Annotated in this window: 23 protein-coding genes; 10 read left to right on the forward strand and 13 right to left on the reverse strand. The window is 64.4% G+C overall.

Annotated elements, in window-relative coordinates; genetic code table 11:
- Nucleotides 1–109: 109 nt before the first annotated feature.
- On the forward strand, nucleotides 110–316 hold the full coding sequence (locus ACE10Z_RS33355; protein WP_298365437.1) for a DUF3311 domain-containing protein: 207 nt from the start codon (nucleotides 110–112) through the stop codon (nucleotides 314–316).
- Between the two features lie 64 nt (nucleotides 317–380).
- Nucleotides 381–1,934: a monocarboxylate uptake permease MctP gene (gene mctP, locus ACE10Z_RS33360; RefSeq protein ID WP_375784586.1), complete on the forward strand. Its 1,554-nt coding sequence runs from the start codon at nucleotides 381–383 to the stop codon at nucleotides 1,932–1,934.
- A 45-nt stretch (nucleotides 1,935–1,979) separates the two neighbouring features.
- Here mctP and ACE10Z_RS33365 read toward each other — a convergent pair whose 3' ends face one another.
- The 9 genes from ACE10Z_RS33365 to ACE10Z_RS33405 form a co-directional block, all read right to left on the reverse strand.
- Nucleotides 1,980–3,173 (reverse strand): acyl-CoA dehydrogenase family protein, encoded by a 1,194-nt coding sequence (locus ACE10Z_RS33365; RefSeq protein WP_375784587.1) that lies wholly within the window; start codon nucleotides 3,171–3,173, stop codon nucleotides 1,980–1,982.
- Complete coding sequence (locus ACE10Z_RS33370) at nucleotides 3,170–4,105, reverse strand: alpha/beta hydrolase (protein WP_375784588.1); 936 nt, start codon at nucleotides 4,103–4,105, stop codon at nucleotides 3,170–3,172. Before ACE10Z_RS33370 ends, ACE10Z_RS33365 begins: the two co-directional genes overlap by 4 nt.
- On the reverse strand, nucleotides 4,105–4,857 hold the full coding sequence (locus tag ACE10Z_RS33375) for an SDR family NAD(P)-dependent oxidoreductase (RefSeq protein ID WP_375784589.1): 753 nt from the start codon (nucleotides 4,855–4,857) through the stop codon (nucleotides 4,105–4,107). The genes ACE10Z_RS33370 and ACE10Z_RS33375 overlap by 1 nt, the downstream gene beginning before the upstream one ends.
- Nucleotides 4,858–4,860: 3 nt before the next feature.
- The gene (locus tag ACE10Z_RS33380) at nucleotides 4,861–5,655 is read right to left on the reverse strand and encodes an enoyl-CoA hydratase/isomerase family protein (protein ID WP_375784590.1); all 795 of its coding nucleotides are present in this window, start codon (nucleotides 5,653–5,655) and stop codon (nucleotides 4,861–4,863) included.
- Between the two features lie 101 nt (nucleotides 5,656–5,756).
- On the reverse strand, nucleotides 5,757–6,254 hold the full coding sequence (locus ACE10Z_RS33385) for an aromatic-ring-hydroxylating dioxygenase subunit beta (protein WP_050425761.1): 498 nt from the start codon (nucleotides 6,252–6,254) through the stop codon (nucleotides 5,757–5,759).
- Nucleotides 6,254–7,513: a Rieske 2Fe-2S domain-containing protein gene (locus ACE10Z_RS33390; RefSeq protein WP_375784591.1), complete on the reverse strand. Its 1,260-nt coding sequence runs from the start codon at nucleotides 7,511–7,513 to the stop codon at nucleotides 6,254–6,256. Before ACE10Z_RS33390 ends, ACE10Z_RS33385 begins: the two co-directional genes overlap by 1 nt.
- A 188-nt stretch (nucleotides 7,514–7,701) precedes the next feature.
- Complete coding sequence (locus ACE10Z_RS33395; protein ID WP_375784592.1) at nucleotides 7,702–8,211, reverse strand: hypothetical protein; 510 nt, start codon at nucleotides 8,209–8,211, stop codon at nucleotides 7,702–7,704.
- Complete coding sequence (locus ACE10Z_RS33400) at nucleotides 8,208–9,308, reverse strand: phosphotransferase family protein (RefSeq protein WP_375784593.1); 1,101 nt, start codon at nucleotides 9,306–9,308, stop codon at nucleotides 8,208–8,210. The genes ACE10Z_RS33395 and ACE10Z_RS33400 overlap by 4 nt, the downstream gene beginning before the upstream one ends.
- Nucleotides 9,278–10,831, reverse strand: coding sequence for a long-chain fatty acid--CoA ligase (locus tag ACE10Z_RS33405; RefSeq protein ID WP_375784594.1), 1,554 nt, complete (start codon nucleotides 10,829–10,831; stop codon nucleotides 9,278–9,280). The genes ACE10Z_RS33400 and ACE10Z_RS33405 overlap by 31 nt, the downstream gene beginning before the upstream one ends.
- Nucleotides 10,832–11,033: 202 nt before the next feature.
- On the opposite strand from ACE10Z_RS33405, the gene ACE10Z_RS33410 reads away from it, so the two are divergent.
- From ACE10Z_RS33410 to ACE10Z_RS33440, 7 genes are all read left to right on the forward strand, one after another.
- Complete coding sequence (locus tag ACE10Z_RS33410; RefSeq protein WP_375784595.1) at nucleotides 11,034–12,257, forward strand: ABC transporter substrate-binding protein; 1,224 nt, start codon at nucleotides 11,034–11,036, stop codon at nucleotides 12,255–12,257.
- A 54-nt stretch (nucleotides 12,258–12,311) separates the two neighbouring features.
- Nucleotides 12,312–13,427, forward strand: a complete 1,116-nt coding sequence (locus ACE10Z_RS33415; RefSeq protein WP_375784596.1) for a hypothetical protein — start codon at nucleotides 12,312–12,314, stop codon at nucleotides 13,425–13,427.
- On the forward strand, nucleotides 13,427–14,353 hold the full coding sequence (locus tag ACE10Z_RS33420; protein WP_375784597.1) for an acyl-CoA thioesterase: 927 nt from the start codon (nucleotides 13,427–13,429) through the stop codon (nucleotides 14,351–14,353). The genes ACE10Z_RS33415 and ACE10Z_RS33420 overlap by 1 nt, the downstream gene beginning before the upstream one ends.
- Before the next feature lie 211 nt (nucleotides 14,354–14,564).
- The gene (locus ACE10Z_RS33425; protein WP_375784598.1) at nucleotides 14,565–14,798 is read left to right on the forward strand and encodes a hypothetical protein; all 234 of its coding nucleotides are present in this window, start codon (nucleotides 14,565–14,567) and stop codon (nucleotides 14,796–14,798) included.
- Between the two features lie 549 nt (nucleotides 14,799–15,347).
- On the forward strand, nucleotides 15,348–17,570 hold the full coding sequence (locus ACE10Z_RS33430; RefSeq protein ID WP_375789977.1) for a TonB-dependent siderophore receptor: 2,223 nt from the start codon (nucleotides 15,348–15,350) through the stop codon (nucleotides 17,568–17,570).
- 1 nt (nucleotide 17,571) lies between these two features.
- Complete coding sequence (locus tag ACE10Z_RS33435; RefSeq protein ID WP_375784599.1) at nucleotides 17,572–18,597, forward strand: extracellular solute-binding protein; 1,026 nt, start codon at nucleotides 17,572–17,574, stop codon at nucleotides 18,595–18,597.
- Complete coding sequence (locus tag ACE10Z_RS33440; protein WP_375784600.1) at nucleotides 18,590–19,804, forward strand: PepSY-associated TM helix domain-containing protein; 1,215 nt, start codon at nucleotides 18,590–18,592, stop codon at nucleotides 19,802–19,804. The genes ACE10Z_RS33435 and ACE10Z_RS33440 overlap by 8 nt, the downstream gene beginning before the upstream one ends.
- 9 nt (nucleotides 19,805–19,813) lie before the next feature.
- On the opposite strand, the gene ACE10Z_RS33445 is transcribed toward ACE10Z_RS33440, so the two are convergent.
- Both ACE10Z_RS33445 and ACE10Z_RS33450 read right to left on the reverse strand, forming a co-directional pair.
- Complete coding sequence (locus tag ACE10Z_RS33445; RefSeq protein WP_375784601.1) at nucleotides 19,814–20,341, reverse strand: DUF4269 domain-containing protein; 528 nt, start codon at nucleotides 20,339–20,341, stop codon at nucleotides 19,814–19,816.
- 226 nt (nucleotides 20,342–20,567) lie between these two features.
- Entirely contained in the window at nucleotides 20,568–22,205 is a 1,638-nt protein-coding gene (locus ACE10Z_RS33450; protein ID WP_375784602.1) for an isocitrate lyase, read from the reverse strand.
- 144 nt (nucleotides 22,206–22,349) lie between these two features.
- On the opposite strand from ACE10Z_RS33450, the gene ACE10Z_RS33455 reads away from it, so the two are divergent.
- Nucleotides 22,350–23,789 (forward strand): short-chain fatty acyl-CoA regulator family protein, encoded by a 1,440-nt coding sequence (locus ACE10Z_RS33455; RefSeq protein WP_342727198.1) that lies wholly within the window; start codon nucleotides 22,350–22,352, stop codon nucleotides 23,787–23,789.
- Nucleotides 23,790–23,798: 9 nt separating this feature from the next.
- Here ACE10Z_RS33455 and serA read toward each other — a convergent pair whose 3' ends face one another.
- Complete coding sequence (serA, locus tag ACE10Z_RS33460; protein WP_375784603.1) at nucleotides 23,799–25,052, reverse strand: phosphoglycerate dehydrogenase; 1,254 nt, start codon at nucleotides 25,050–25,052, stop codon at nucleotides 23,799–23,801.
- Between the two features lie 341 nt (nucleotides 25,053–25,393).
- Nucleotides 25,394–26,251 carry an ABC transporter ATP-binding protein gene (locus tag ACE10Z_RS33465; RefSeq protein ID WP_375789978.1) on the reverse strand — a complete coding sequence of 286 codons (858 nt, stop codon included), beginning with the start codon at nucleotides 26,249–26,251 and terminating at the stop codon, nucleotides 25,394–25,396.
- Nucleotides 26,252–26,495 lie beyond the last annotated feature (244 nt).

Genomic DNA, 26,495 nt, shown 5'->3' on the forward strand with positions numbered 1-26,495 from the left:
ACGCAGCGACCGATCATCCAGCGTCAGCCGCCATCGCGCTTCAGGGGCGAGGATCGTTCTTCCGCAGGCTTGCGGAAGTTGGCAATAGGCAACCCTGTTGGGTGAGCACATGACCCCACAAGACCGCACACACGCAGGATGGAGCTCGTGGTACCTGCTCTTTCTTGTTCAATTTGTCGCCGTTCTCTGGCCGCCATTCTTCAACAAGGTTGAACCTTCGTGGATCGGCATGCCCTTCTTCTATTGGTACCAGCTTCTCTGGATCATCCTTGGGGCTATCCTGACCGCAATCGTCTATTTTGCGACCGACGACTAGGTGCTGCAGGCACCGCCGCGCAAAAGGAGAAGATAACCAAGGAGGGCGATTCGGGAGGAATGTCGTGCAGAACGTCGACTGGACTGCCTTCATCATTTTCCTGGTGCTGTTTGCCTTCATAACCTGGCTGGGCTTTGCAGCCGCGCGGTGGCGCAGGGGCGACCTCGATCTGCTGCACGAATGGGGGCTTGGCGGACGTCGCTTCGGCACCCTCGTCACCTGGTTCCTGGTGGGTGGCGACCTCTATACGGCTTACACGTTCATTGCCGTTCCGGCGCTGGCTTTCGGGGCCGGGGCGGTTGCGTTTTTCGCGGTCCCCTACACGATTGTTGTCTATCCCATTCTGTTCCTGGCTTTTCCGCGCCTTTGGTACGTTTGCCACAGGCACAATTACATCACCGCCGCCGACTTCGTCCGTGGCCGTTTCGGCAACCGCTGGCTGGCATTGGCGGTGGCGATCACCGGCATCATCGCGACATTGCCGTATATCGCGCTGCAGCTCGTCGGGCTGCAGGTCGTGATCGGAGGCCTGGGCATTTCAGGTGAGGGCTATGCCGGCGACCTTCCCCTTGTCATCGCATTCATCATTCTCGCAGCTTTCACCTATTCGAGCGGGCTCCGGGCACCGGCCTCGATCGCGATCGTCAAGGACATCCTTATCTACGTGACAGCATTTGCCGTGGTTGTCGTCGTTCCGATACAGCTCGGTGGATTTGAAAAGATCTTCGCGGCGGTACCCGCTTCGAAATTGCTGCTGGCTGTTCCCGGCGACAACACGACCGGTGCGTATGGCGCCTATGCCACGCTGGCGCTAGGATCGGCCCTTGCGCTCTTCCTCTATCCACATTCCATCACCGGCATCCTCGCCGCCAGCAGCGGGGGCGCCGTTCGTCGGAACGCAGCGCTGTTGCCGAGCTATTCGTTCATGCTCGGTTTGCTTGCCCTGGTCGGCTTCTTCGCCATCGCCGCGGGCGTCAGCGGACGTCCCGAGTACGCTGACGGCTTCAAGCAATTCGGCAACAACTTCGCTGTGCCGGCGCTGTTCCTCCAAAGCTTCCCGTCATGGTTCGTGGGGATCGCCTTTGCGGCCATCGGGATCGGAGCGCTTGTACCCGCCGCGATCATGTCAATCGCCGCAGCGAACCTTTATACCCGCAACATTCACCGCGAGTTCATCAACAGCGAACCGACAGACCGACAGGAAGCCCAGATGGCGAAATGGGTATCCCTGATCGTAAAGTTCGGCGCGTTGGTCTTTATCGTCTTCATCCCCTCGAAATATGCAATCTACCTGCAGCTCCTCGGCGGCATCTGGATCATCCAGACCCTGCCTTCGGTCATGCTCGGCGTCTATACACGCTGGTTTAACGATTGGGCGCTGCTCTTCGGCTGGGCCGTAGGGATCGTCGCCGGGACCGCAATGTTCGTCGCCGCAAATCTCACGCCGACCTATACCCTTGCGGTGGGCAGCTTCACTTTCCCCGGCTATTCCGCGTTGTACGCGGTGGTCGTCAACCTCGTCCTGACAGTCGCTCTTACGCCGCTTTTTGACCTTGCAAGCGGACGTCATCGCGACGAAACCATCGCAGCCGAATATCGAGCATCGCAGCCGACGTGACGTGCAGCCTGGTTCCGTGACGTGGGTGGGTCGCCACTGATCCCCTCACATCCGCTTGGCGACTTCTTCCAGCATCACCTCGGTGGCGCCGCCGCCGATGGTCAGGACGCGCGCGTCGCGCGCCATGCGCTCGATCGGGGTGCCGCGCATGAAGCCTGAGCCGCCATGCAGCTGCAGGCAGCCATGCACAACCTCGTGCAGAACCTCCGGCGACAGCGCCTTAACCATCGACACTTCGCGCAAACACTCCTGTCCGGCCGCCGCGAGTTCGGCGGCCTGATAGGCCAGCGCCCGTGCCGCGGCCGCCTTCGCCGCGAGCTGGGCAAGCTTCAGCCGCACGCCCTGCTGGTTCCAGAGCGGGCCACCGAACGCCTGCCGCGTCTTCACATAGTTCGTCGTCAGCTCGATCGCCTTGGCGGATTCGCCGGCGCAGATGCCGCCGATGCAGATGCGCTCGTTCTGGAAGGTCTCCATGATGCCATAGAAACCCTTGTTCTCCTCGCCGAGCAGGTTTTCCGCCGGGACACGCACGTCCTGGAACGAAATCTCGGCAGTGTCCGAGCAGAGCCAGCCGTGCTTGTCGAGCTTGGTTGCCGTGATGCCCGGCGTGTTGCGCTCGACGATGAACAGCGAGATGCCGCGGCTGCCCTTGGCGTGCGGATCGGTCCGCGCGGCGACGATCAGGATGTCGCCATAGACCGCGTTGGTAATGAACATCTTCGCGCCGTTGATCACCCAGCTATCGCCGTCGCGCCGCGCCCGCGTCTTAAGGCCCGCGACGTCGGAGCCGGCATCGGGCTCGGTCACCGCGATCGAACAGACCGTCTCGCCGCGGATGATCGCGGGCAGGTATTTCTGCTTCTGCTCCGGCGTGCCGCGCAGGCTGATGTGCACCGCCGACATGTCGGTATGAACCAGGATCGACGAGGTGAAGCCGCCGAAGCTCGAGCGGCCGAGTTCCTCGGCGAACACCATCGAGGCCAGCGGCCCCATGTCGGTGCCGCCATATTCGGCCGCATGGCGCATGCCGAGGAAGCCGAGCGCGCCCATGCGGCGATAGATCTCGCGCGGTATCTTGCCGTCGTGCTCCCACGCCTCGGCATGCGGCACCACTTCCTTCTCGACGAAGCGGCGCACCTGCTCACGCAGCATGCGCAGCTCCTCGGGCAGATTGGGCTGCTCCGGGAAATGGAATTGGGTCTCAGAGAGCTGGCGCGGATCCGAGGTCATGACGTTCATTGTGGCGCCCTCTCATGGCCGATGTGAAGATGGTTGCGCAGAAAAACTGCGAGCGATGCGATCGCCTCTCGCGCCTGCGGAATCTCGGGGAACATCTGGAACACGTGGATCATGCCATCCCAGACCTGGAGTTCGACGTCGCCGCCGGCGGCTTTCGCCTTTGCGACCAGCTCCGTTGAGTCATCGCGCACGGTTTCGCGGTCGCCGACCTGCACCAGCAGCGGCGGCAGGCCGGCGAGATCGGCATAAAGCGGCGAGGCCAGCGGATTGCGGGGATCGCCGTCCTTGCCGAGATAGGTCTTCGCGAGCGCCAGTATCATCGCGCGCTGGTGAATCGGATCGGCCTCGGCCCTGCTCTCATAGCTCGCACCGCTCGCGGTGAGATCGGTCCATGGCGATATCAGCGCGCCGGCGGCGGGGAGCGGCAGGCCGCGGTCTCTCGCAGCCAGCATCGCAGCGAGCACGAGATTGCCGCCGGCCGAGTCCCCGGCGAAGGCGATATCGGCCGGACGCAGTCCCAGATCGCGCAGATGCCGATAGGCGATAAGCGCATCATCGAGCGCGGCGGGAAACCGATGCTCCGGCGCGAGCCGGTAATTGATCGAAAGCATACGGCAGCCAGATGCATCCGCGATCCGCGCGGCCAGGTCGCGATGCGAGGCGACCGAGCCGATGCGGAAGCCGCCGCCGTGAAAATAGAGGACCGCCTTGTCGCGCGGCGCGCCTGACGGCACGAGCCATTCGCCGTCGACGCCGCCAGCCGAGACCGGCTCACACGTCACCGGCACTGAACCGTCGGCAAAGGCCGCATCCCAATCGCTGCGCATCTGCGCTACAGTCGTATCGCGGCCCCAGCCGCGATAGATCGTACGCAGCCGCTCGATCGCGCGATCGACCGGCGTGGTGGCGATATCGTCGCCTGTGGTACCCATCAGCCCCCGATGCCCATGCCGCCGGACACGCCGAGCGTCTCGCCGGTGATGTAGGCGGCCGGGTCGGAGGCCAGGAACAGCGCGGCGGCCGCAACTTCCTCCGGCTCGCCGAGCCGGCCGAGCAGCGTCGCGCCGGTCATCGCCTGCAGGATCTTGTCGCCGCCCTTTGCCACGGCCTGTTCCAGCATCGGCGTGCGGATCGGTCCCGGCGCGATCGCGTTCGCGGTGATGCGAAAGCGCGCGTTCTCCCGCGCGATGCTCCTGGTGAAGGAGATCACGCCGCCCTTGGCCGCGGAATAGACCGCCCCGCCCTTGGAGCCGAGCCGCGCCGCCTCCGAGGTGACATTGATGATCCGGCCGAAGCGCGCCGCCTGCATCGCCGGCAACGCGGCGTGGGTACATGCCAGCACCGAGGTGAGATTGACCGCGATCAGGCGGGCCCAATCGTCCGCGGACGTGTCGGTGAAGAAAGCGTGCTGATCGACGCCGGCATTGTTGACGACAATGTCGAACGGGCCGTCCTGCGCCATCACCGCCTGCACGGCGGTGGCATCGCTGACGTCGAGCCCGGCGACGCCGGCGCCGGTCTGGCGCGCCAGTTCGGAGGCTGCAGCAACGTCGAGATCGGCGATCACGACCCTGGCGCCTGCTCCGGCAAAGCTGCGGACGATCGCGGCACCAATGCCGCGCGCGCCGCCGGAGACGAAGGCGCGGCGGCCATCGAGACGCCCGAATGGCAAGGTGCCGGCCACGTCTCAGCGCCCCTTGAAGACAGGCTTGCGCCGCTCGATCACGGCGGCGAGCCCTTCGCGGGCATCGGCCATGCCCGAGAGCTCGGCGACAGTGCGCGCCTCTTCCGACAGGCACTGCTCGATGCTGGTGCCGGTGCCGGCCCAGACCAGCCGCTTGGTCGCCGCCAGCGCCTTCGGCGCGCCATCCGCGAGCTCGCGCGCCAGCGCGAGCGATGCATCGGCGAGCTCGGCATCGGGCACGACCTTGGTGACGATGCCCATCTGCAGGGCTTCGGCTGCCGGGATCACCGGATTGGTCAGCAGGATCGACATCGCCCGTCGCAGACCGACCAGCCGCGACAATGTCACGGAGACGCCGGCATCCGGCGCCATCGCCACCCGCGTCGCGCCGGCCAGAAACTTTGCTGATTCCGCCGCGATCACGATATCGGAGGCGCAGACCAGGCCGAAGCCGCCGCCGCCCGCCGCAAAGCCCTGCACCGAGGCGATCACAGGCGCCTCCAGCCGCAGCAATCCGGTCACCGCATTCTGCAGGTACGCGGTGGCCTGCCGGATATAGTCCGGCAGCTTCTCGCCCTTGGAGGCAAAGGCGCGGACATCGCCGCCGGCGCAAAAGTTTGTGCCCTCGCCGCTCAGCAACACGACGCGCAGATCCGGATGGCCGTGGCAGACCATGATGGCGTCGCACAGCGCGCTCAAGAGTTCGGCGCTCATGCCGTTCGCCGCATCGGGCCGGTTGAGCCGCAGCCGCGCGATGCCGTCGGTGATGTCGAGCAGGACGGGGCCCTTGTCGATCATGGCGAAACCTTCCCTAAAGCATGATCCGGAAAAGTGTGAAGCGGTTTTCCGAACAGATCATGCGCAAACAATATTCTAAAGCGTGATGAAGTCATCGCGCTTTAGACCAGGAACGAGAGCGTGTAGATCGCCTTGTCGTTGTTGACGAGGATGACCTTCTTGCTGGCCATCCGCAATTCGCCATCGACATGACGCAACCGGTATTCATTGCGCGCCGCCCACAGCGTGTCGTCGCGCAGGCTCGACTCGAAGATCAGGCTGTTGCTGGCGACCGCGATATCGCCATTGTCCGGCTGCTCGTCCATCAGTTCGATGTTGGAGATCAGCCGGCGCAGGTTCGACTGCGGCGTCTGGGTGAAATGCTTGCCGGTCATCAGCTGGCGGACGCGCAGCGCGATCCGCGAGCGGTTGTCGTAGATGATCGACATCTGCCGCTCCGGATCGATGTCGGCGCCGTTCGCCGGCACCCAATAGACGCCGTCGTCGGTCCAGAGCTTTTCCCAGGCCTCGTATTGATGCTCGTCCTGCAACCGCGCCTCGCGATAGAGGAAGGCGGTGATGGCGCTCATCAACGTGGCGCTGCTCTCGCGCGACAGCATCAGTTAGGCTCCATCAGCTTGCGATAGTGGGTCCAGATGCCGCGCGACGGCACCTCGTCGGTGACGTGGCCGACCGTGAAGCCGAGCTCATCCTGCCGCTGGCGCTTCTCGCCGCGGCCGAGGAATATCCATTCCGGATTGCGCGCCAGCACGCCGCGGTGGCAGCGCTCATACATCTCGGAATCATCCGCCAGCAGGAAGCCAGCCGGGCCGACCGAACCCATGGTCTGCTGGCGCAGCCTCCGGTTCAGATCGGGCGCGCCCTTGAATTGCAGCGCGGTGACGTGCTGCACGCTGTCGTCGACGCCGAGCGGCTGGATCACGAACATCTGGATCTCGGCAATGAACAGGTTCGGGAAGATCATCACATGCGGCGTGCCGTCGATCATGATCTCGCGCGCCGCGGTGTCGCCATAGGCGGTCTTCATGCGCGCGGTATAGTCGGGCAGCCGCTCCTCGCTGGTGCCGAACCAGCTCATCGGCACATCGCGCTTGCGGAACTCGGGCCGCAGGTCGATCTCGGTATGGCCGTTGCCGTAATCGCGGGTCAGCGCGGTCGAGGCGCCGCCATAGAGCTTGCCGATCATGCTGTCGGCAACGCCGAAGATCGAGGTGTGCACGAAGGCCGGGTGATAGCCGTCGCACTCGTTCTCCAGGATGAACTTCCAGTTCGCCTTGACGCGATGCTTGAGGAAACCCGCGGTGATCTCGACCTCGCCTTCCGGCGAAGTGCGCACCAGCCGATCGATGGTCTCGGCGGCGCCGCCGAGATGTTCCTTCAGGGTCGGGCCATCTGCCGCGAACGAGCCGAACACGAAGCCGCGATAGGACTCGACGCGTGTTACCCGCCCGAGCGCGAGCTGCGACTTGTCCTGTCCCTCGTAACCGTCAGGGAAGGCATAGCCGACCAGCCGGCCGTCATTGGCGAAAGTCCAGGAGTGGAACGGACAGGTGAACGAGCGCGCATTGCCGCGCTCAAAGGAACAGACCTGATTGCCGCGATGCGAGCAGCGGTTGAGCAGCAGGTTGACCTTGCCCTGCTCGTCGCGCGTCATGATCACGGATTGCGGGCCGATCGACTTGACGACGTAGTCGTTAGCGTTCGGCACCTCGCTCTCGTGCCCGACATAGACCCAGGTGCGGTACCAGATGTTTTTGAGCTCGGCCTCGAATATCTCAGGATCGGTGTACAGCGATCCGTGCACCCGGTCGGGCCGGATCAGCCGCTCCCATGGCGAGACGCCGGTCATCATGTTCATCGCTCCGTCTCCCTCGCCGGCCGCTTGCCGCGGATGCTCTTACCGGTCGCCAATAATAATCCGAACGACCGTTCGGTCAATGAATAACACGTGGGCGGCAAGCGAGCAAGCTTCTTTACGAAGCCCAACGCTGATCCGCGGAACAGCACGCAAGGATGCAATCACCGGTGGTTGGCGACGCAACCGTCTCAGCCCTGTGCCGCGCCACCGTCGCGCTCGCCACCTGCGATTTGCTGCAGCATCGATTTCGGCGTCGTTGCCAGCTCGATCTTGAGCTGGTCGCAGATCGCCCGCCGCAGCAGGCGCTCGATCTCGTTCGCGGCATCACGATTGGCCGCACGCGCGTCCGCGCTGCTGGCCCAGAGCAGAAGCTGTCCGAGCCGCCGATCGCCATCGTCGCGCAATGCCTCGATTGCGGCAGGTTCGGACATATCACCCGAGATGCGGGGCGTCGCCGGAATCTCCGGATGCGCCATGCCGCCGGCCAATCGCTTGACCGTGGCAAAGGTATCGTCCTGTAGACGCACCTGTTCCAGCAGCGGCCCGGCCTTCCAGTCGGCCGCGAGCTTCAGCCCGTTCAGCGCGTAGATCGCGGAGAACACCTGGCCGCGGACGAAATCGTCGTTGCTGTTCGGCACGACATGGCTTTGCAGGGCATCGATGATGCCGTCGATCAGGCGCTCGAAGGATGCACTCATGCTGCGGCCTCCAATGCGCGCTCGAAGGCCCGCACGATCGAGGGCATCTGGCTTGCCATCACCGCAAGGCGCATGTCGTTGAAGCGATCGACCTCGAAGGCGCGCACCGCGCACATCTGGATCGCCGCCGCCTGATACAGCGCATAGGCCTCATAGAAGGCGAGGCTCTTGTCCGAGACCGCAATGCCGGAGGCGCGCTGATAGAGATCGATCACCTCCGCCCGCTCAAGCACGCCATAGAGCTTGCGGCTCCTGGCATTGAAGGTCGGCATCATCGCCCAGGCCAGATCCTCATGGGGATCGCCCAGGTGAGTGAGCTCCCAATCAAGGATGGCAACGATCCGCCCGCTGTGCTCGATGAAGTTCCCGATCCGGTAGTCGCCATGCACGATGGTGCGGCATGGCGGCTGCGGGCAGTTGTCTTCGAGCCAGCGTCCGCCCCAATCAAGCAGCGGATAGTAGCGCGCGGTCGGACGCGCCAGCGAGGCGCGCCAGCCGGCGATCGCGCGGACTTCGGCGCGTTGCTCACCCTGTTGTAGCGATGCGAATGGCGTTCTGTCCGGGTCGGTCCGGTGCAGCGACGCGAGGATCTCGACGAACTGCCGGGCGATCGCACGCTTGTGGTCCGGATCGATCTCGCTCGCCGCCCATGGTGCGGGAACGTCGCCCTCGACGTGCTCGCAGATAAAGAAAGGGAAGCCGATCTCGGCGCCATCCTGTTCTGATGACACCAGCGCCGGAACCGGCACGCCGCTGCCGGCCAGCGACTGCAGCGCATGGACCTGCGGCAGCACCGAGTAAGGCGCAAACAGCCCGTTCGGCGGACCGACGCGCAGGATCAGCTTGCGATCCCCTTCAGCCGCCGAGCGCGCCACGAAAGCATAGGTGATCCACGAGAAGCCCGACGATTTACGGCCGAAGCTCGTGATCTCCGTTCGGCTCCCCGATATCCGCGACAGATGCTGCGCGAGCGCCGCCTGCACCGCATCGTCGTTCACCGCGGCCGGACGAACAGGCTCCGGCGTGGCATCCGACCTATCATCGGATCGTTTCGCGGCGTCCTGCATCAATTGACCGACCTCGTATAGCCCTGCCACTTCTCCTCGCGCAGCGCCGACTTCATGATCTTGCCGGAGCCGGTCAGCGGCAGCGGCTCGAGGCGGATGTCGACCGAGCGTGGACATTTGTAGCCCGCGATCAGGGTACGGCAATGCGCGATCACCATGTCGGAATCGAGCCGCGCGCCGTCCTTCGGCACGACGATCGCGTGCACCGCTTCGCCCCATTGCGGATCGGGCACCGCGATGACGGCGCATTCCTTGACCTGCTCGTGCTGGAAGATCGCATTCTCCACCTCGCCGGAATAGACATTCTCGCCGCCGGAGACGATCATGTCCTTCAGACGGTCGACGATGTAGACGAAACCGTCCTCGTCCATCCAGGCGCCGTCCCCGGTGTGCAGCCAGCCGTTGCGCAGCACCCGCGCGCTCTCTTCGGGCTTGCGCCAGTATCCGAGCATCACGCCGGCGCCGCGGATCGCGATCTCGCCGACCGTACCGCGCGGCACTTCCGCGCCAGCCGCATCGACGATGCGGATTTCGACACCGGGCGCCGCACGGCCGGCTGATTTGCGCTTTGCCGCCAGCGGTCCCTCCAGCGCGTGGTATTCCCAGGGCAGGATGGTCGCCAGCGCTGCGCTCTCCGTCATGCCGTAGCCCTGGTGAAAACGCCAGCTCGGCAGCACGCGCATCAGCTTGACCAGCAGCGCATCCGGCATCGGCGAGGCGCCATACTCGCAATCCCTCACGCTGCTCAGATCATAGGTGCCGAAGGACGGATGATTGAGCATCATGTTCAGCATGGTCGGCACGAACAGGCAGTAATCCACTTTGTGCTCGGCGATGGTCCGCATCGCGAGCTCGGGCTCGAATTTCGGGATCGTGACGTGGGTGCCGCCGACTAACGTCAGCGCGATCATTGGCGATGTACCGGCGAGATGAAACATGCCGGCCGAGTGCAGATACCGCGTGTCCTCGCGGAACCGGAGCGCATAGATCCAGACCAGCGATTCATAGATGATGTTGGCATGCGACAGCATTACGCCCTTGGGGAAACCGGTGGTGCCGCCGGTGTAGAAGATGCCTGCGAGATCATTATAGGCGCCGGATGCATCCTCGATCGGCGCATGCGCGACGAGCTCGTCATAGCCCTGCATGCGGTCGGGGACCTGTCCCTCGTCCAGATAGACCATCGCGGTGAGTGATTTCGCGCCGCACAGGCCTGATGCGATCTCGGCGAAGGCCTTGTCGACCAGCAACAATTTTGGCGTGGAATCGTCGATCGCATAGGCGTTCTCGGCGACCGCCCAGCGGGTGTTGAGCGGCACCGCCACCGCGCCGGCCCAGGCGATGGCATAGAGCGCCTCGATATAGAGGTCGCTGTTGTGCGCAAGGATCGCAACGCGATCGCCGGCCTCGACGCCGAGCCGCCGCAGCCCGCCCGCGGCGCAGGCGACGCGATGGCCGATCTCTTTCCAGCTTCGCGACCGTCCCGCATGGATGGTGCCGGGCGCATCCTTGCGCAACTGCACTGCCGAGATGAGCGCCTGCGTCAGCTTCATGTTTCCTCCTCACCGCCATGCGGCCGCGTACGCCTGCGGATGTTTCCGTCACGCGTGAAGCCGATACGCCGCCCGGAGATTTCAGTTGATAATCCGGACAGACGGTCTATTATTACACAGCCAACGCGACCGGTAAAGCCCTTGAAGGCACCGCCGCAGGGATCAACGAGCCCCGCAAAAGAGGGCGTCATGGGAGGGGAAGATGCGGAAGCCAATCGTCACGCTTGCAGTGTGGGCGCTCGCGCTCACCGGCGCGCTCGGAACAGCGAACGCCCAGAAGGCCTATGGCCCCGGGGTCAGCGACACCGAGATCCTGCTCGGCGCCAATGCGCCCTACAGCGGACCGGCGTCGATCTATGCGAGCTTCCCGAAGACCATGCTCGCCTATTTCACGATGCTGAACGAGAAAGGCGGCATCAACGGCCGCCACATCAACTTCGTGACCCGCGACGACGCCTATAGCCCGCCAAAGACCGTCGAGGTGACGCGCGCGCTGGTCGAGAACGACAAGGTGCTCGCGATCATGGCGCCGTTCGGCACGCCGACCAATGCCGCGATCCAGAAATACCTCAACAGCAACGGCGTCCCGCAGCTCCTGGTGCAGAGCGGCGGCACCCGCTGGAACGATCCCAAGCAGTTCCCCTGGACGACGCCCTACTCGCCGACCTACGTCAACGAGTCCCGGATCATCGCCCGCTACGTGCTGCGCGAGAAGCCGGATGCCAAGATCGGCGTGCTGCTGCAGGCCGACGACATCGGCAAGGATTTTGTCCTTGGCCTGAAGGAAGGGCTGGGCGCGAAAGCCGACACGATGATCGTCAAGGAGGCAATGTATCAGTCGACCGAGCCCACGATCGACTCGCAGATCGTGAATTTGAAGGCGTCCGGCGCCGACACTATTCTGATCGCCGCGCAGAACAAATTCGCCTCGATGGCGATCCGCAAGATCCACGAGCTCGGCTGGAAGCCGCTGATCTTCCTCGGCTCGACCGCGAATTCGATCGCGGGCGTGCTGGTGCCGGCGGGGATCGAGGCCTCGACCGGCATCCTGACCACGACCTCCTACAAGACGCCGAATGATCCGGCCTGGGCCAATGACAAGGGCATGGCCGACTATCTCGCCTTCGCCGCGAAATACATGCCGGGGATGGACCCGAACGACGTGATCGCCGTCACCGGCTACACCACGGCCCAGCTCGGCGCGATCATCCTGCAGCGTTGCGGCGACAATCTCACGCGGGAGAACGTGCTGAAGCAGGCCACCAACCTCAGCGGCATTGAGCTGCCGATGCTGCTTCCGGGCATCACGATCCAGACCACGCCGCAGGATTACGCGGCGATCACCGAACGCCGCTTCGCCCGCTTCGACGGCAAGACCTGGGTGCTGTTCGGCGACATCGTGGGCGCGGGCCCGGCCAAGGACTGATCCCGCGCCACCCATCCGCCTGACCGAACCGGCTCGAACATAAGGACAAGAACAATGCTGACAGCCCAGGACGATCTCATCGGCCACCAGACGCCGCAGCCGTTTGCCAAGGCAGGCGGCGGCGATATCAGGTTTACCGAGCGTTATTGGTACACCGCGCATCCGATCGATGGCCGCGAGCTACTGATCGACATCGGGCTCGGCTACTACCCGAACCGCAACGTGATGGATGGATTTGCCGGCATCACCATCGGCCGCCGCCAGCACAATTTCCGTGCCTCGCGCCGGCTCGGGATGCGCCCGCTGGAGACGGAGGTCGGCGGGCTCAGGATCGAGATCGTCGAGGGCACGGGCCTGCACCGGCTGTCACTCGCCGACAATCCGTCCGGAATAAGCTTTCAGCTCGAGTTCAAGGCGAGCTTTCCGGCGGCGCAGGAGAAGCAGAATTTTCGCGAGCGCAACGGGGTCGTCGAGGAGGACCTCGCGCGCGTCTCGCAATTCGGCCGCTGGCGCGGCTGGATCGTCGCCGACGGCAAGCGCTACGATATCGAACCGGAATTATGGTGGGGACAGCGCGACCGCTCCTGGGGCCTGCGCTCGGAGATGCGCACCGACGAGACCAGGCCGCCGGTCGCGACCCATCGCAATTTCTTCTGGACCTGGTCGATGTTCCAGTTTCCGCAGTCGGCGCTGTCGGTCTTCATCAAGGAGCGCACGCCCGGCAAGCCGCACTACCTCTCGGGCACCGAGTTCCGCCGCGAAGCCGACGGATCGGTTTCGCATCGCGAGGTGACCTCGGTCGAGCACAAGATCGAATGGGCCGACGATCCGCTCGGCCAGACCATCGCGGTGGCCGATTTCACCTTCGTCTTCGAGCGCGGCGAACCGCGCCATGTCAGAATGCACGGGTTGCCGATCCGGTTTTATCTCAAGGCCGGCATGTATGGCGGGCTGCAAGGCTGGACCCATGGCGATGACCGCGGCGAGAACCATGCCACGCACGACATCTGGAACCTTGACGACGCGGCGACACGCGCCATCGCACGCACGCTGTCGGACCATGTCGTCCGGCTCGAGAGCGGCAACGAGACCGGCTTCGGCATCAGCGAATATGGCGTTGCCGCCGGCTATCCGCTCTATCCGGGACCGCAGAAATTCCCGGCGATGTGATGGACGGGCAAGGCAAGCGCGTCGCGGAGGGCAGCGATACCGCATGCGATCCGTGGGACGACAAGGTAGCCGAGGCGCTGGTCTCACTCGAGACCATCGCGCCGCTGCGCTATCGCAGCCGCTTCGGCGACGGCAACCTCAACGGTCGTTCCTATGGCGGCCAGATCCTTGGCCAGGCCATGATGGCCGCAACGCTCAGCGCGCCCGAAGATCGGCCGGCGGCGATGCTGCAACTGTTGTTCCTGCGCGGCGCCGATCCCACCCGGCGCATCACGTTTGACGCCCAAGTGCTGCAGGATGGCAAGCGGTTCTCCTCCCGCCATGTCGTCGGCAGCCAGGGTGACGGCCGCATCGTGCTGAGCGCGCAGGCTACGTTCTGCGCAGCCCAGCCGGGTCCGCAGCACGCAGCGCCGTTCGCACCATCGGAGGATCCCGAAAGCCTGCCCGATCTAAGCATGATCCCCGACGGGCTGATGGCGCAGTTGCGGCCGCTCGGTCCTTATTCGCCGCAGATCAAGCCGAGCATGGATTTCCGTATCCCCGAGATCGAACGTCAGCTCTCGGCCGCGACGGCAGGGCCGCGACTGCGCTTCTGGATCAGGTGCAGGCAGCCACTCGCCGCCGGTTCCCGCGCCCAGGCCGCGGTGTTCGCCTATCTCTCGGATTGGTGGCTCAACTTCTCCAGCGTCGGCGGCCATCTCCGCGACCTGCAGGCGCGCGCGCCGCTCTATCTATCGAGCCTCAACCATTGCATCTGGTTTCATCGTGCATTCTCGCCCGACGCCTGGATGCATGTCGAAACCGAGAGCCCCTGCGCCGATGGCGGCCGCGGGCTGTCGATCGCCCGCGTCCATGACCGCGATGGGTCGATGCTCGCGACCTCGATCCAGGAAACCCTGATGGTGCATCCGGATGGCGATGCGTAAGCCTCTTCGCGACAGTTGAGCGCGCATCGGGATCGCGGCTGACTTGCAGCCACCCGCCGTTACCGGTTCCATGACCTGTTGAATCCCGGCAACACCGCCAGACAAAATGCATAATCGTGCAGATTGCGCGTTTTGAACCACGACTGTGCCGCATCTCGGTCCAATCCTGCCTGCGGGTGGCGCAACAAAAACACGATTGGGGAAAACCTACATGCAGCAGGCACCGTCGGGCGCACGGAGCGCGGAATCGTCTGGCTATGTTCTCTACTTCCAGCTTGCCAGCAACGGCGCGAGACGCGCGTGCAGTCTGACGATCCAGGCGGAAAGTGCCAACGAGGCGGCGCGAATCTTCCGCGAGAACTGGACCGCAATCGAATCGATGGCACGCGACGGGGTCAGCACAGGAATGGTCGGCTCTGCGCCCGTCAGCCTGGCGATGTCGTGAGGCGCAGAGCGCCACATGAGTCATCCTACGCTTGAGGCGTGACAGGACAACGACCGCTCACTTCAGGCTAGTGTGCTGAATGCGAAGTTCGTGCGATTTCGCGGCAGTCGCTTTCACGAATTTCGCGTTCATAACGCACACTAGAATCATAAGTTTGCTAGTGTCCTTATCGAATCCGAAGTTCGCACCGAAGGTACGGCGAATGATACGAACTTCGGATTCGGGACACTAGGATCGCGCGACCATTTGACGCGCTAATTTGAAATCAAGTCATGAGATGCGGGGCTCGCGCACACGCGCGAGCCCATTGCGTCTTAGAACGATTCAAATCCAATCCGGTTAGAGGGATTCAAGTCTGCTCCGGTTCTTTTCGCGCGCGCCGACTGCTAGAGGCGCGGCGTGAATAGGTTTGCGTGAATCGGAAGTGCAAGAGTGCCTGTGAATGCTGATGGCCGGAATGTCGGCGACCGTCGAAATGCCGCCGACAAGGGCCGGACCCATCTGCTGATCGGCGCAGCATTCCTGCTCGCCGATGTCTCCTCGGCGGTGATGCCGGCAAGCGCCCAATCGAGTGTTCCCTTGCCGCCGGTCACGGTCGACCAACCGACGCAGAAGCGCAAGCCTGCAGCCAGTTCGGCGCGGTCGGCGCAGCGAACGCAGGCAGCCGCCGCGGCACGGCAGCGCATCCGGAATACCCAGCCGGCGTCACCGACACCATCGGAGCGCGCGGCAGCTGCCGCCGCCATGCTGAACGAGGCCAAGCTGCATTATCGCGCGATGCCGAGTTCGACCACCTTGCGCAGCGGCGCCTCGCCGCTCGACACCTCGCAGACGGTCAACGTCGTGCCGGAGCAGGTGCTGAAGGATCAGCTGCCCCGCAATCTCGACGACGCGCTCGCCAATGTCAGCGGCGTCACCCAGGCCAACACGCTGGCCGGCACCCAGGATGCGGTGATGCGCCGCGGCTTCGGCGACAACCGCGACGGCTCGATCATGCGCAACGGCATGCCGCTGGTGCAGGGCCGCAGCCTCGATGCTGCGGTGGAAAGCGTCGAAGTGCTGAAAGGCCCGGCGTCGCTGCTCTACGGCATCATGGATCCCGGCGGCATCGTCAACACGATCAGCAAGCGCCCCGAGCTCTACCAGCACGGATCGGTGACCTTGCTCGGCTCGACCTTCGCCAACAACAAGAGCGGCGCCGACGGCACCATCGACATCACCGGCCCGATTGGCAATGGCGGCCTCGCCTACCGCTTCATCGGCTATGGCGTGAGCGAGGACTATTGGCGCAATTTCGGGCGTCATCGCGAAATGCTGGTGGCGCCGTCGCTGGCCTGGTACGGCGACAACACCACCGTGCAGCTCAACTACGAGCACCGCGAGTTCATCACGCCGTTCGACCGCGGCACCGCGTTCGATTCCGTGACCAAGGCGCCGCTGGCGATCCCGGCGACGCGCCGGCTCGACGAGCCCTTCAACAATTTGTGGGGCACCTCCGACCTGATGCAGGCCTCGGTCGAGCACCGGTTGAACCAGGACTGGAAACTGTTCGCGGCCTACAGCTACAACACCGAGACGTTCAGCGCCAACCAGCTCCGCATCACCGGCATCAACAGCAAGACCGGCGTCGAAACCCGCAGCAATGACGGCACGCAGGGTTCGTTCAGCAATGCGAGCTACGGCACCTCCTATCTGCAGGGCAATGTCTGGCTCGGCGGTTTCCGCAACGAAGTCCTGTTCGGCGGCGACGGCCAGTACCGCACGATCTACCGCGACAATCTGATCCGGCAGGCGACGCCGACCTTCAACTTCTATAGTCCGGCCTATGGTCTGATCACGCCGGGTACTACGGTGTCCGCCACCGACAGCGCCCAGACCGACAAGCTCGGCCAGTGGTCGCTGTTCTTCCAGGACACGCTGCATCTGACCGATCGCTTCGCGCTGGTCGGCGGTGTGCGCTACATGGAATACGACCAGCTCGCGGGCAGGGGGCGGCCCTTCATCACCAACACCAACGTCTCGCAGGACAAGGCGCTGCCGCTCGGCGGCGCGATCCTCAAGCTCACCGACGAGGTCTCGCTCTATGCGAGCTACACCCAGTCGCTGAAACCGACCTCGACCATCGCGCCGCTCACCGGCGGCGTCGTGATCGGCTCCAACATCGCCCCCGAAGAGGGCACCCAGTGGGAGACCGGCGTCAAGTTCGACTTCAACAAGCGGATCTCCGGCACGCTTGCGCTCTACGACATCGACAAGAAGAACGTGCTGGTCTCGCAGCTCAACCCCGCGACTGCCATCGTCGAGTACCGCACCGCGGGCAAGGTTCGCTCGCGCGGCGTCGAGCTCGACGTCACCGGCCGGCTGACCGACAATTGGAGCATGATCGGCAGCTATGGCTATACCGATGCACGCGTAACCGAGGATCCGACACTCGCCGGCAAGGCGCTGCAGAACGTCGCGCTCAACACCGCCTCGCTCTATCTGGTCTACGATTTCGGCACCACCCTGCCCGGCCAGCTGCGTCTCGGCGGCGGCGCGCGCTATGTCGGCGGCCGGCCCGGCGATGCCACGAACAGCTTCGTGCTGCCGGCCTACACCGTCGCGGATGTCTTTGCGACCTACGAGACCAAGGTCCAGACGTTCCCGGTGGTCTACCAGTTCAACGTCAAGAACCTGTTCGACACCGTCTACTATCCTTCGGCCGTTAGCAATCTGGCCGTGGCTATGGGCGACGCGCGGCGCTTCTCGCTCTCGGCGACGGTGAAATTCTAGCATGGTCACGGCACGGACAGCGATCGGACTGCTGGCCGCTCTGGCCGCGCTCACGTACGCCTGTACCACGGTTCGCGCCGACGAACTCACGCTCTACTCGACCCGCGAAGCCAATCTGGTCGAGCCTGTCGTCGCGGCCTTCACGGCAGCGACCGGCACCAAGGTCAAAACCGTGTTTGTCGAGGACAGCCTGGTCAAGCGCCTGACATCCGAGGGCGACAATTCACCGGCGGATGTCCTGCTCACCATCGGCCTCGACAAGACGACCCAGCTTGCCGCGCGCGAGCTGACGCAGGCGATTGCATCTCCTGTCCTCGACCGGGCGGTTCCGGCGAACCTGCGCGGCGACAACGGCCAGTGGATCGCGCTCGCCATCCGTCCGCGTGTGGTATTCGCACGCAAGGACAGCCCCCTCGCCGCGATCACCTATGAAGAGCTCGCCGATCCCAAATGGCGCGGCAAATTGTGCATGCGCCCAGCCGCGCACCAGAACAATGTCGCGCTGATCGCAGCCTATCTTGCGCATCACGGCACAGATGCGACAGAGAACTGGCTCGCGGGGCTGAAGGCCAATCTCGCCCACAAGCCTGCCGGCAAGGACAACGACGTGGTCCGCGAGATCGCGGAAGGCCGCTGCGACATCGGGATCGGCAACGCGGTCGCGCTCGCACAGCTCCGCGACGGCCGCGAAGGCAATGACTGGCGCGCCTCGGCGGACGCCGTGAAGGCAGTACCGACCGCGTTTGCGAGCGGCGGCAGCCACGTCAACTTGAGCGGCGCCGCGATCGCCCGGCACGCACCGCACCTGGCCGCGGCGCGCGCTTTCCTCGAATTCCTCGTCACGCCCGAGGCCCAGACGATCTTCTCCACCGCCGAGCTGGAGTACCCGGTGCTTGCCACCGCAAAGCGGGCGCCGATCGCGGAGGAAATCGGATCGTTCGCTACCGATGCTCTCCCCATCGACGAGATCGCCGCGCGGCAAGCGGCCGCAATCGCACTGATCCGAAAGGCCGGGTTCGATGAGTGATGTCCGACGCCCGATCAAGGCCGCGCTGCTGCAGGTCCATTCCCTCGCCGGCCTCGCGCTGGCGCTGCTATGGGCCGTGGTCGGCATCACCGGCGCGACGATGGCGTTCGAGGACGAGATCGAGGCCAGCCTGAACAGCCACATCATGCGCGTCGACGCCAGTGCGACGCGGCGGCTCACGCCCGACGAATTGGTGGCGCGGCTTCAGGCTGACAGTGGCCCGGGCAAGGTCTCGGCCGTGACGATGTCGAGCGACCCGTCAGCCGCGGCACGCATCCGCTTCGCCCGCAGCGAAGGCGGCACGCGGCCGTCCTCGGTCTACGTCGATCCCTATAACGGACATGTGCTCGGCTCGCCGCGCGGCGAGGACTTCTTCGCCACCGTCCGCAAGCTGCATCGCTGGCTGCTGTTGCCGGGAGACGGCAATGGCATGGGACGCAAGATCACCGGGTCAGCCGCGATCTGCCTGATCGTGATGCTGATCACCGGCCTCGTGCTGCGCTGGCCGCATCGCGCGCGCAGCGTGAAGATGTGGCTGAAGCCAAACCTGGGCCTGCGCGGGCGCGGCCTGCACCGCTCGCTGCACGCCGTGATCGGCACCTGGGTGCTGCCAGTCTACCTGGTGATGACGCTGACCGGCCTGTGGTACTCGTTCGAGTGGTACAAGGCCGGCGCCAATTGGCTCCTGGCGCGGCCTCAGGCCACGGCGACCGCGATGCAGCCCAAGCCGCCACGCGGCGCGGCTGCCGCAGCGGACAAGGGCGAAGCCGGGAGCGAAGCGAAGACCGAAGCAAAGCCGCTCGCCTTTGATCGGGTCTGGACCACGTTCCTGCAGCAGGAGAATAACGATTACGGAAGGGCCCTGCTGACCCTGCCGGCCGGCGCGGGCACGGCCGTGCGCGTGCGGTCATGGTCGCGGGATTCCTCACTCGAGAGCGTGCGTGACGAATTCCGTATCGATGCCGTCACCGGACGCGTCATCTCGTCGGATCGCTACGCCAACAAGACGTTCGGCGAGCGCGTCCTCGCCGGCGTGCTCGACATCCACCGCGGCGCCATCCTGGGGTGGCCCGGCAAGCTCGCCTTCATGCTGGCCGCCGCCATGATGCCGCTGTTCGCCGTGACCGGCCTGCTGCTCTATCTGTCCCGCCGCAGGCACCGGCGCCTCGCGCGCCCGCCGATGGGCCACCTCGTTCCGGGTGAATGAACCTCACGATCAGCCGAGGCCGCACGCCACAAGCCGGGCGCGCAACTCCGCGTCCGTTTCGGCCGCGAGCGCGAGCAACCCAAGATAGGGATCGCCGTGTATCCCGAGCGCGGCGGCGAACGCAGGCTCGGTCTTGAGGCCATCGGCCCTCAGCTCGCCGACGGCTCGCCGCAGCCGTCCGTCATCAAGCGCGAGCAGCCGCCGCTCCACCTCGAAATGGATCCAGCCCCGCTGCTGGCGCACGGGAAGCTGATCGCCGAACAGTTCGAATGGCCAGCCATCCCACACAAAGCGAGCAATCGCCGGCCGCGTTCCGGCGGTCCATCGGTAGAGCACGAAATCATCGGCCGATTGGTAGTGATTCCAAACGATGTCCGCGAAAGCATCCGGATCGGGCGTGTGGCAGACGATATCGATGTCGCTGCCCGGCACGGCAAGCCCGAGCGGCAGCGTTCCGACGATGCGGGGATCGAACGGCTCGAGCCACTCCATTACGGCGGAGTTGGTGACGGCGGATGCATAGTGCCCGATAGTCATCGCGTCGCGTGCCCTTGAGATCGCAGCGGTGCCATACCACGCTGGCGTGGAATGAGGGAATCTCGACAAGCCGGACGAAGCCTGACGGGAACGGTCCTGCAAACGCTGCGGGGCGATTTCGACCGCGTCACCGTGGTCGAAATCGCCCCGCCAGACAAGCAGACAGGCGGGACTGCCTCGCAATCCCGCCTGTCCAGCCGATGGTCGCTATGACCCGTTCGATAAATTAGCCGAACTGGTTCATCGTGTTGTGGGCGCCGCCCGCCTTGAGGGCAGCCTCACCGGCGAAGTACTCCTTGTGATCGTCGCCGATGTCGGAGCCCGCCATGTTCTGATGCTTGGCGCAGGCGATGCCCTGACGGATTTCCGCGCGCTGCACATTCTTGACGTAGCCAAGCATGCCCTGCTCGCCGAAATACTCCTTCGCGAGATTGTCGGTCGACAGCGCAGCCGTGTGATAGGTCGGCAGCGTGATCAGATGGTGGAAGATGCCGGCGCGCTTGGCCGAATCCGCCTGGAAGGTACGGATACGCTCGTCGGCTTCGATCGCCAGCGGCGTGCCGTCGTATTCCACCTTCATCAGCTCGGCGCGGTTGTACTTGCTGACATCCTTGCCGGCTTCCTTCATCGCGTCGTAGACCTGCCAACGGAAGTTGAGGGTCCAGTTGAACGACGGCGAGTTGTTGTAGGCCAGCTTCGCGTTCGGAATGACCTTGCGGATGCGATCGACCATCGAGGCGATCTGCTCGATATGCGGCTTCTCGGTCTCGATCCACAGCAGGTCAGCGCCGTTCTGCAGCGAGGTGATGCAGTCGAGCACGCAGCGATCCGCACCGGTGCCGGGACGGAACTGGTAGAGATTGCTGGGCAGACGCTTCGGACGCATCATCTTGCCGTTCTGGTTGATGATGACGTCGCCGTTGCGCGCATTGGCCGCCGTCACTTCCTCGCAATCGAGGAAGCTGTTGTACTGATCGCCGAGGTCGCCGGGCTTGTGGCTCACGGCGATCTGCTGGGTCAGGCCGGCACCGAGCGAGTCGGTACGGGTCACGATGATGCCGTCTTCGACGCCGAGCTCGAGGAACGCGTGGCGGCAGGCGCGGATCTTCGCGATGAACACCTCGTGCGGCACGGTGACCTTGCCGTCCTGGTGGCCGCACTGCTTCTCGTCGGAGACCTGGTTCTCGATCTGCAGGGCGCAGGCACCCGCCTCGATCATCTTCTTGGCGAGCAGATAGGTCGCCTCGGCATTGCCGAAGCCGGCGTCGATGTCGGCGATCACGGGCACGACATGGGTCTGGAAGTTGTCGATCTTCTCGATCAGCGCCTTTTCCTTGGCCTTGTCGCCTTCCTTGCGCGCGGCATCGAGCGCGCGGAAGATGTCGTTGAGTTCGCGCGAGTCTGCCTGGCGGAGGAAGGTGTAGAGCTCTTCGATCAGCGCCGGCACCGAGGTCTTCTCGTGCATCGACTGGTCGGGCAGCGGGCCGAACTCGGAACGCAGCGCCGCAATCATCCAGCCGGACAGGTACAGGTAACGGCGATCGGTATTGCCGAAGTGCTTCTTGACCGAGATCAGCTTCTGCTGCGCGATGAAGCCGTGCCAGCAACCCAGCGACTGGGTGTACTTGGTGCTGTCGGCATCATAGGCGGCCATGTCGGCGCGCATCAGCGCAGCCGTGTAACGGGCGACATCCAGACCGGTCTTGAAGCGGTTCTGCAGGCGCATGCGCGCCACGGCCTCGGCGGTGACGCCGTTCCAGGTGTCCTTGGTCTTGAGCAGCGCTTCGGCCGCCTCAAGCTCGCTCTGATACGAAGCCGGTCCCTGGATAGCCCGGTCGCTGATCCCGCGCGGTTGGAAGTTCATGTCCGTGATCCCTTCGGTGACGAAATAACTGGTCTCTTTGTAAGCCCAGCCTCACGGGGAGCTAGACCTGGCGCGGAAAACTTGTCATAACTTACAAGAAACCGATGTATTGTTGTAAGAATCTTACAAACCTTGGATGAGGCGATGGTAACCTCAAGCGCCCGTTCCGTTTTCATGGGCCCGCGCCTGCGGCGGCTGCGGCGCGACCTCGGGCTGACCCAGGCCGACATGGCGGCCGACCTCGAAATCTCCGCCCCCTATGTCGCCCTGCTGGAACGCAATCAGCGGCCGGTGACGGCGGACATGCTGCTTCGGCTGGCGCGCACCTACAAGATCGATCTGGCCGATCTCGCCGGGGACGGCGGCGCCGATCACACTGCGCGCATGCAGTCGGTTTTGAAGGAACCGATGTTCGCCGACATCGACATCCCCGCGCTCGAAGTCAGCGACCTTGCGGTCAGCTATCCCGGAATGACCGAAGCGTTCCTGCGTCTCTACACCGCCTATCGCGAGGAACAGCTGGCCCTTGCGGAGCGGCGGGCGCCGGACCTCGTTGGCGGCGGGTCGCACCCGGGTCAGGAGAACTTTGACGCCAACGATCCCGTCGCGGAAGTCAGGCGATTTCTCGCCGCCCGCCGCAACAATTTCGCCAATCTCGACGATGCCGCCGAGCGTCTCGTCCATGAACCTGCGGGCCCCGCTGGGTTTATCGAGCGGCTTCGCGAACGCCACAAGCTCCAGGTCCGCTATCTGCCGCCGAACGTCATGCTCGGCTCGGTCCGGCGACTGGATCTGCATCGCAGGCAATTGCTGCTCGAGGATTCGCTCGATACAGCAGGCCTCAATTTCCAGCTGGCCAAGCAACTCGCTTATCTGGAACTGGAAGGCGAGATCAGCGCGGCGGTGGAAGACGGCAAGTTCACCAGCAAGAGCGCCGAGTTGCTGGCTCGCCGCGCACTCGCGGCCTATGCCGCGGCCGCACTCATCATGCCTTACTCCGTGTTTGCCAAAGCGGTCGAGACGCGTCGTTACGATCTGGAGGCGCTGGCACGCCAGTTCGGCACCAGCTTCGAGCAGATCGCGCACCGCGTCACGACCCTGCAGCGGCCGGGCCTCGAGAAGGTGCCGTTCTTCCTGATCCGTGTCGATCCGGCCGGCAACATCTCCAAGCTGCTCGACGGCGCCGGATTTCCGTTTGCGAAGCATGGCGGCGCCTGTCCGCTATGGTCGGTCCACGACATCTTCAAGACGCCACGCCAGATCGTCACGCAATGGCTGGAATTGCCCGACGGTCAGCGGTTCTTCTCGATCGCCCGCACCGTGACCGCCGGCGGCGGCGCGTTCGGCGCCATCCGCGTTGAGCGGGCGATCGCGATCGGCTGCGCCGCCGAGCATGCGGGCCAACTGATCTACACGCGCGACGGACAGGGGCCGAACGCGGATGAGCCGACGCCGATCGGCGTCGCCTGCCGGGTCTGCCATCGCCCGCGATGCGCAGCGCGGTCGGCACCGCCGATCGGACGCGAGATTCTTCCCGACGATTTCAGAACTTCGAGCGTCCCGTTCGGCTTCTCGGCGGACTGACGCGGTCGATCACCTCTGCGGCCGGTTCGCGTCATACAGCACCCGCACCCGGATCGTGCCGTCGATATCTTTCAAATCGGCCAGCAGCCCCTCGCCCTCGCCGCCGACCACGTCGGTCTCGAGCACGACATAGCCGACTTCCGGATCGGTTTGGAGATATTGCGCCAGGATGTTGATCCCGTGCCGGGACACCGCATCGTTGACCTGACGCATGACGCCCGGAACGTTGCGGTGAACATGGATGAAACGAGTGCCGGTCGGTCGCGCCGGCAATTGCACCTGCGGAAAATTGACCGCCCCGAAGGTCGACCCGACATCGGAATAATCGATCAGCTTGCGCGCAACCTCGCCGCCGATCCGATCCTGCGCTTCTTCCGTCGAACCACCGACATGCGGCGTGAGGATAACGTTGGGGAGGCCCTGCAGCGGTGAGACGAAGCGCGCCTCGTTCGACACCGGCTCAATCGGAAACACGTCGACTGCGGCACCCGCGAGCCGGCCCTCACGCAGGGCGCCCGCCAACGCATCGAGATCGACTACGGTGCCACGCGAGTTGTTGATCAGATAGGCCTCGGGCTTCATCAGCTGGAGCTGGGCTGCGCCAATCATATTGGCGGTGGTCGGCGTCTCCGGCACATGCAGCGAGACGACGTCGCTCGCTGCGAGCAACGCGTCAAGCGATTCAGCGGGCTCGGTATTGCCGTGGCGGAGCTTGTCGGTCTGATCGAAATAGATCACGCGCATGCCCATGGCTTCGGCAAGGTTCGACAGCTGCGAGCCGATGTTGCCGTAGCCGACGATGCCCAGTGTCTTGCCACGCACCTCACGGCTGCCTTCGGCGGACTTGTCCCAGCCGCCGGCATGTGCAGAGACCGAACGCGGAAAGATCCGGCGGAACAGCATAACGATCTCGGCGATCGTCAGCTCCGCCACACTACGGGTGTTGGAGTATGGCGCGTTGAACACGGGGATTCCGAGCTTACGCGCGGCGTCGAGATCCACCTGATTGGTGCCGACCGAAAAGCAGCCGACAACGAGCAATCGGTCGGCGGCCTCGAGGATTTCCGCGGTCAGCTGGGTCCGCGATCGAATTCCCAGCATATGGATGCCCGACAGCGCCTGCTTGAGCTCCTTGGGCCCCAGCGCCTTGGGCAGACGTTGCAACTCGGTATAGCCGTTCGCCTCGAACATCCGGACTGCGGAATCATTCACGCCCTCCAGCAGCAGCACGCGTATTTTTGTTTTGGGCAGTGACAGCATCATCAGGATCCGGGCTCGTGGGTTCGGGCAGGTCATGCACGAACGCAGTTTCGACGGATCAGGTGATAACATGGAAAACAATCGCGTCAGAAGCCGCCGTGGGCGGTACATCCTGCGATTTCCGATGAAGTCCCCTCGATCCGCGCCTCCTAGACACCGAGCGGGAACCGATTCGGCCAAATGTCCTGTCAATTCGCCGGTAAAGCCCCTGTTGCGGCTCCCAAGGGGTTGAACGCCAGCTCCGGCTCACCGGCTGGAGGTCAATCCCAGTCGCCTCAACCCGGCGCCGAGGGTTGTGTCCGGAGCGCTGGCCTCCGCAAGCCCACTGCCGTCGCCGGAGCAGATCAGCAAACAGCCATCCCTGACGCCTTGTCGAACAAATGCGTTCGCTCGAGATCGAGCGCGACGTCGATGACATGATCCGGCTCCGCGGCGACGCCGACCGGCATTTGCGCGGTGAACGCAGAGCCGGCGACCGTCCCGATCACCAGCGTGTGCGGCCCCAACGGCTCCACGTCTTTCACAAGCAACCGGACGGAAGAACCGGCCGGCGCGCCTTGCTGCAACACATGATCGGGCCGCACGCCGAGCACCACGGGCTTGCCGACGCTTGCTGCGTAGGTCGCCTCGCGGGATTTCGATATGCGCAACGCCGTGCCCGATGGCGCGGTGAAGGTGAGCACGCCGTCGCGGGCGATGATCTCGCCATCGATGAAGTTCATGCTGGGCGCGCCCATGAAACCCGCGACGAACAGATTGGAGGGCTTCTCGTAGATCGTGATCGGATCGGCGGCCTGCTCGATCCGGCCTTTGTTCATCACCACGACGCGATCGGCCATCGTCATGGCTTCAACCTGGTCGTGCGTGACATAGACGATCGTTTTGGCGAGACGGCGATGCAGCGCCTTGATCTCGGTCCGCATCTCGATGCGGAGCTTGGCGTCGAGATTGGACAGCGGCTCGTCGAACAGAAACACGTCCGGGCTGCGCACGATGGCACGGCCGATCGCCACCCGCTGGCGCTGCCCGCCGGACAGCTGCTTGGGCCGCCGTTGCAGATATTGCTCGAGGTCGAGGACGCGTGCCACGTCATTGACGGCCTTCTCGATGCTGGCGCGCGATTCGCCGCGCACCTTCATACCGTAGCCGATGTTCTCGCCGACCGTCATGTGCGGATAGAGCGCGTAGTTCTGGAACACCATCGCGCAATTGCGGAGGCCAGGGCGCAACTGCGTCACAATTCCATTTTCCTCCCATCGCCGCGCGGAAACGCTGATGCGATGATGACATCTTGTTATTTTTGCAACTTATTGTGTTATAATTCTATCACATCGGTCGACCTGTCGATGGGAGATCACGCCGTCAGGCGCTCGAATCGGGGGCGGCCGGTCGCGATCGGGTCCGGCACCGCCCGGTACGCACCGCCGGCCTCCCCGTGCACAATGG

Origin of the sequence: Bradyrhizobium sp. Pha-3 (genome assembly GCF_042258615.1) — a bacterium.
GTDB lineage: Bacteria > Pseudomonadota > Alphaproteobacteria > Rhizobiales > Xanthobacteraceae > Bradyrhizobium.

Bases quoted from the DNA above. Each gene is read 5' to 3' on its own strand.
- ACE10Z_RS33390 (WP_375784591.1), bottom strand. From the start codon at position 7,513: ATGAACATGATGACCGGCGTCTCGCCATGGGAGCGGCTGATCCGGCCC.
- ACE10Z_RS33365 (WP_375784587.1), bottom strand. From the start codon at position 3,173: ATGAACGTCATGACCTCGGATCCGCGCCAGCTCTCTGAGACCCAATTC.
- ACE10Z_RS33395 (WP_375784592.1), bottom strand. From the start codon at position 8,211: ATGAGTGCATCCTTCGAGCGCCTGATCGACGGCATCATCGATGCCCTG.
- ACE10Z_RS33380 (WP_375784590.1), bottom strand. From the start codon at position 5,655: ATGATCGACAAGGGCCCCGTCCTGCTCGACATCACCGACGGCATCGCG.
- ACE10Z_RS33415 (WP_375784596.1), top strand. From the start codon at position 12,312: ATGCTGACAGCCCAGGACGATCTCATCGGCCACCAGACGCCGCAGCCG.
- ACE10Z_RS33420 (WP_375784597.1), top strand. From the start codon at position 13,427: ATGGACGGGCAAGGCAAGCGCGTCGCGGAGGGCAGCGATACCGCATGC.
- ACE10Z_RS33465 (WP_375789978.1), bottom strand. From the start codon at position 26,251: ATGGTGTTCCAGAACTACGCGCTCTATCCGCACATGACGGTCGGCGAG.
- ACE10Z_RS33455 (WP_342727198.1), top strand. From the start codon at position 22,350: ATGGTAACCTCAAGCGCCCGTTCCGTTTTCATGGGCCCGCGCCTGCGG.
- ACE10Z_RS33370 (WP_375784588.1), bottom strand. From the start codon at position 4,105: ATGGGTACCACAGGCGACGATATCGCCACCACGCCGGTCGATCGCGCG.
- ACE10Z_RS33385 (WP_050425761.1), bottom strand. From the start codon at position 6,254: ATGCTGTCGCGCGAGAGCAGCGCCACGTTGATGAGCGCCATCACCGCC.
- ACE10Z_RS33355 (WP_298365437.1), top strand. From the start codon at position 110: ATGACCCCACAAGACCGCACACACGCAGGATGGAGCTCGTGGTACCTG.
- ACE10Z_RS33405 (WP_375784594.1), bottom strand. From the start codon at position 10,831: ATGAAGCTGACGCAGGCGCTCATCTCGGCAGTGCAGTTGCGCAAGGAT.
- ACE10Z_RS33445 (WP_375784601.1), bottom strand. From the start codon at position 20,341: ATGACTATCGGGCACTATGCATCCGCCGTCACCAACTCCGCCGTAATG.
- serA (WP_375784603.1), bottom strand. From the start codon at position 25,052: ATGATGCTGTCACTGCCCAAAACAAAAATACGCGTGCTGCTGCTGGAG.
- ACE10Z_RS33410 (WP_375784595.1), top strand. From the start codon at position 11,034: ATGCGGAAGCCAATCGTCACGCTTGCAGTGTGGGCGCTCGCGCTCACC.
- ACE10Z_RS33430 (WP_375789977.1), top strand. From the start codon at position 15,348: ATGCCGGCAAGCGCCCAATCGAGTGTTCCCTTGCCGCCGGTCACGGTC.
- ACE10Z_RS33450 (WP_375784602.1), bottom strand. From the start codon at position 22,205: ATGAACTTCCAACCGCGCGGGATCAGCGACCGGGCTATCCAGGGACCG.
- ACE10Z_RS33425 (WP_375784598.1), top strand. From the start codon at position 14,565: ATGCAGCAGGCACCGTCGGGCGCACGGAGCGCGGAATCGTCTGGCTAT.
- ACE10Z_RS33440 (WP_375784600.1), top strand. From the start codon at position 18,590: ATGAGTGATGTCCGACGCCCGATCAAGGCCGCGCTGCTGCAGGTCCAT.
- ACE10Z_RS33435 (WP_375784599.1), top strand. From the start codon at position 17,572: ATGGTCACGGCACGGACAGCGATCGGACTGCTGGCCGCTCTGGCCGCG.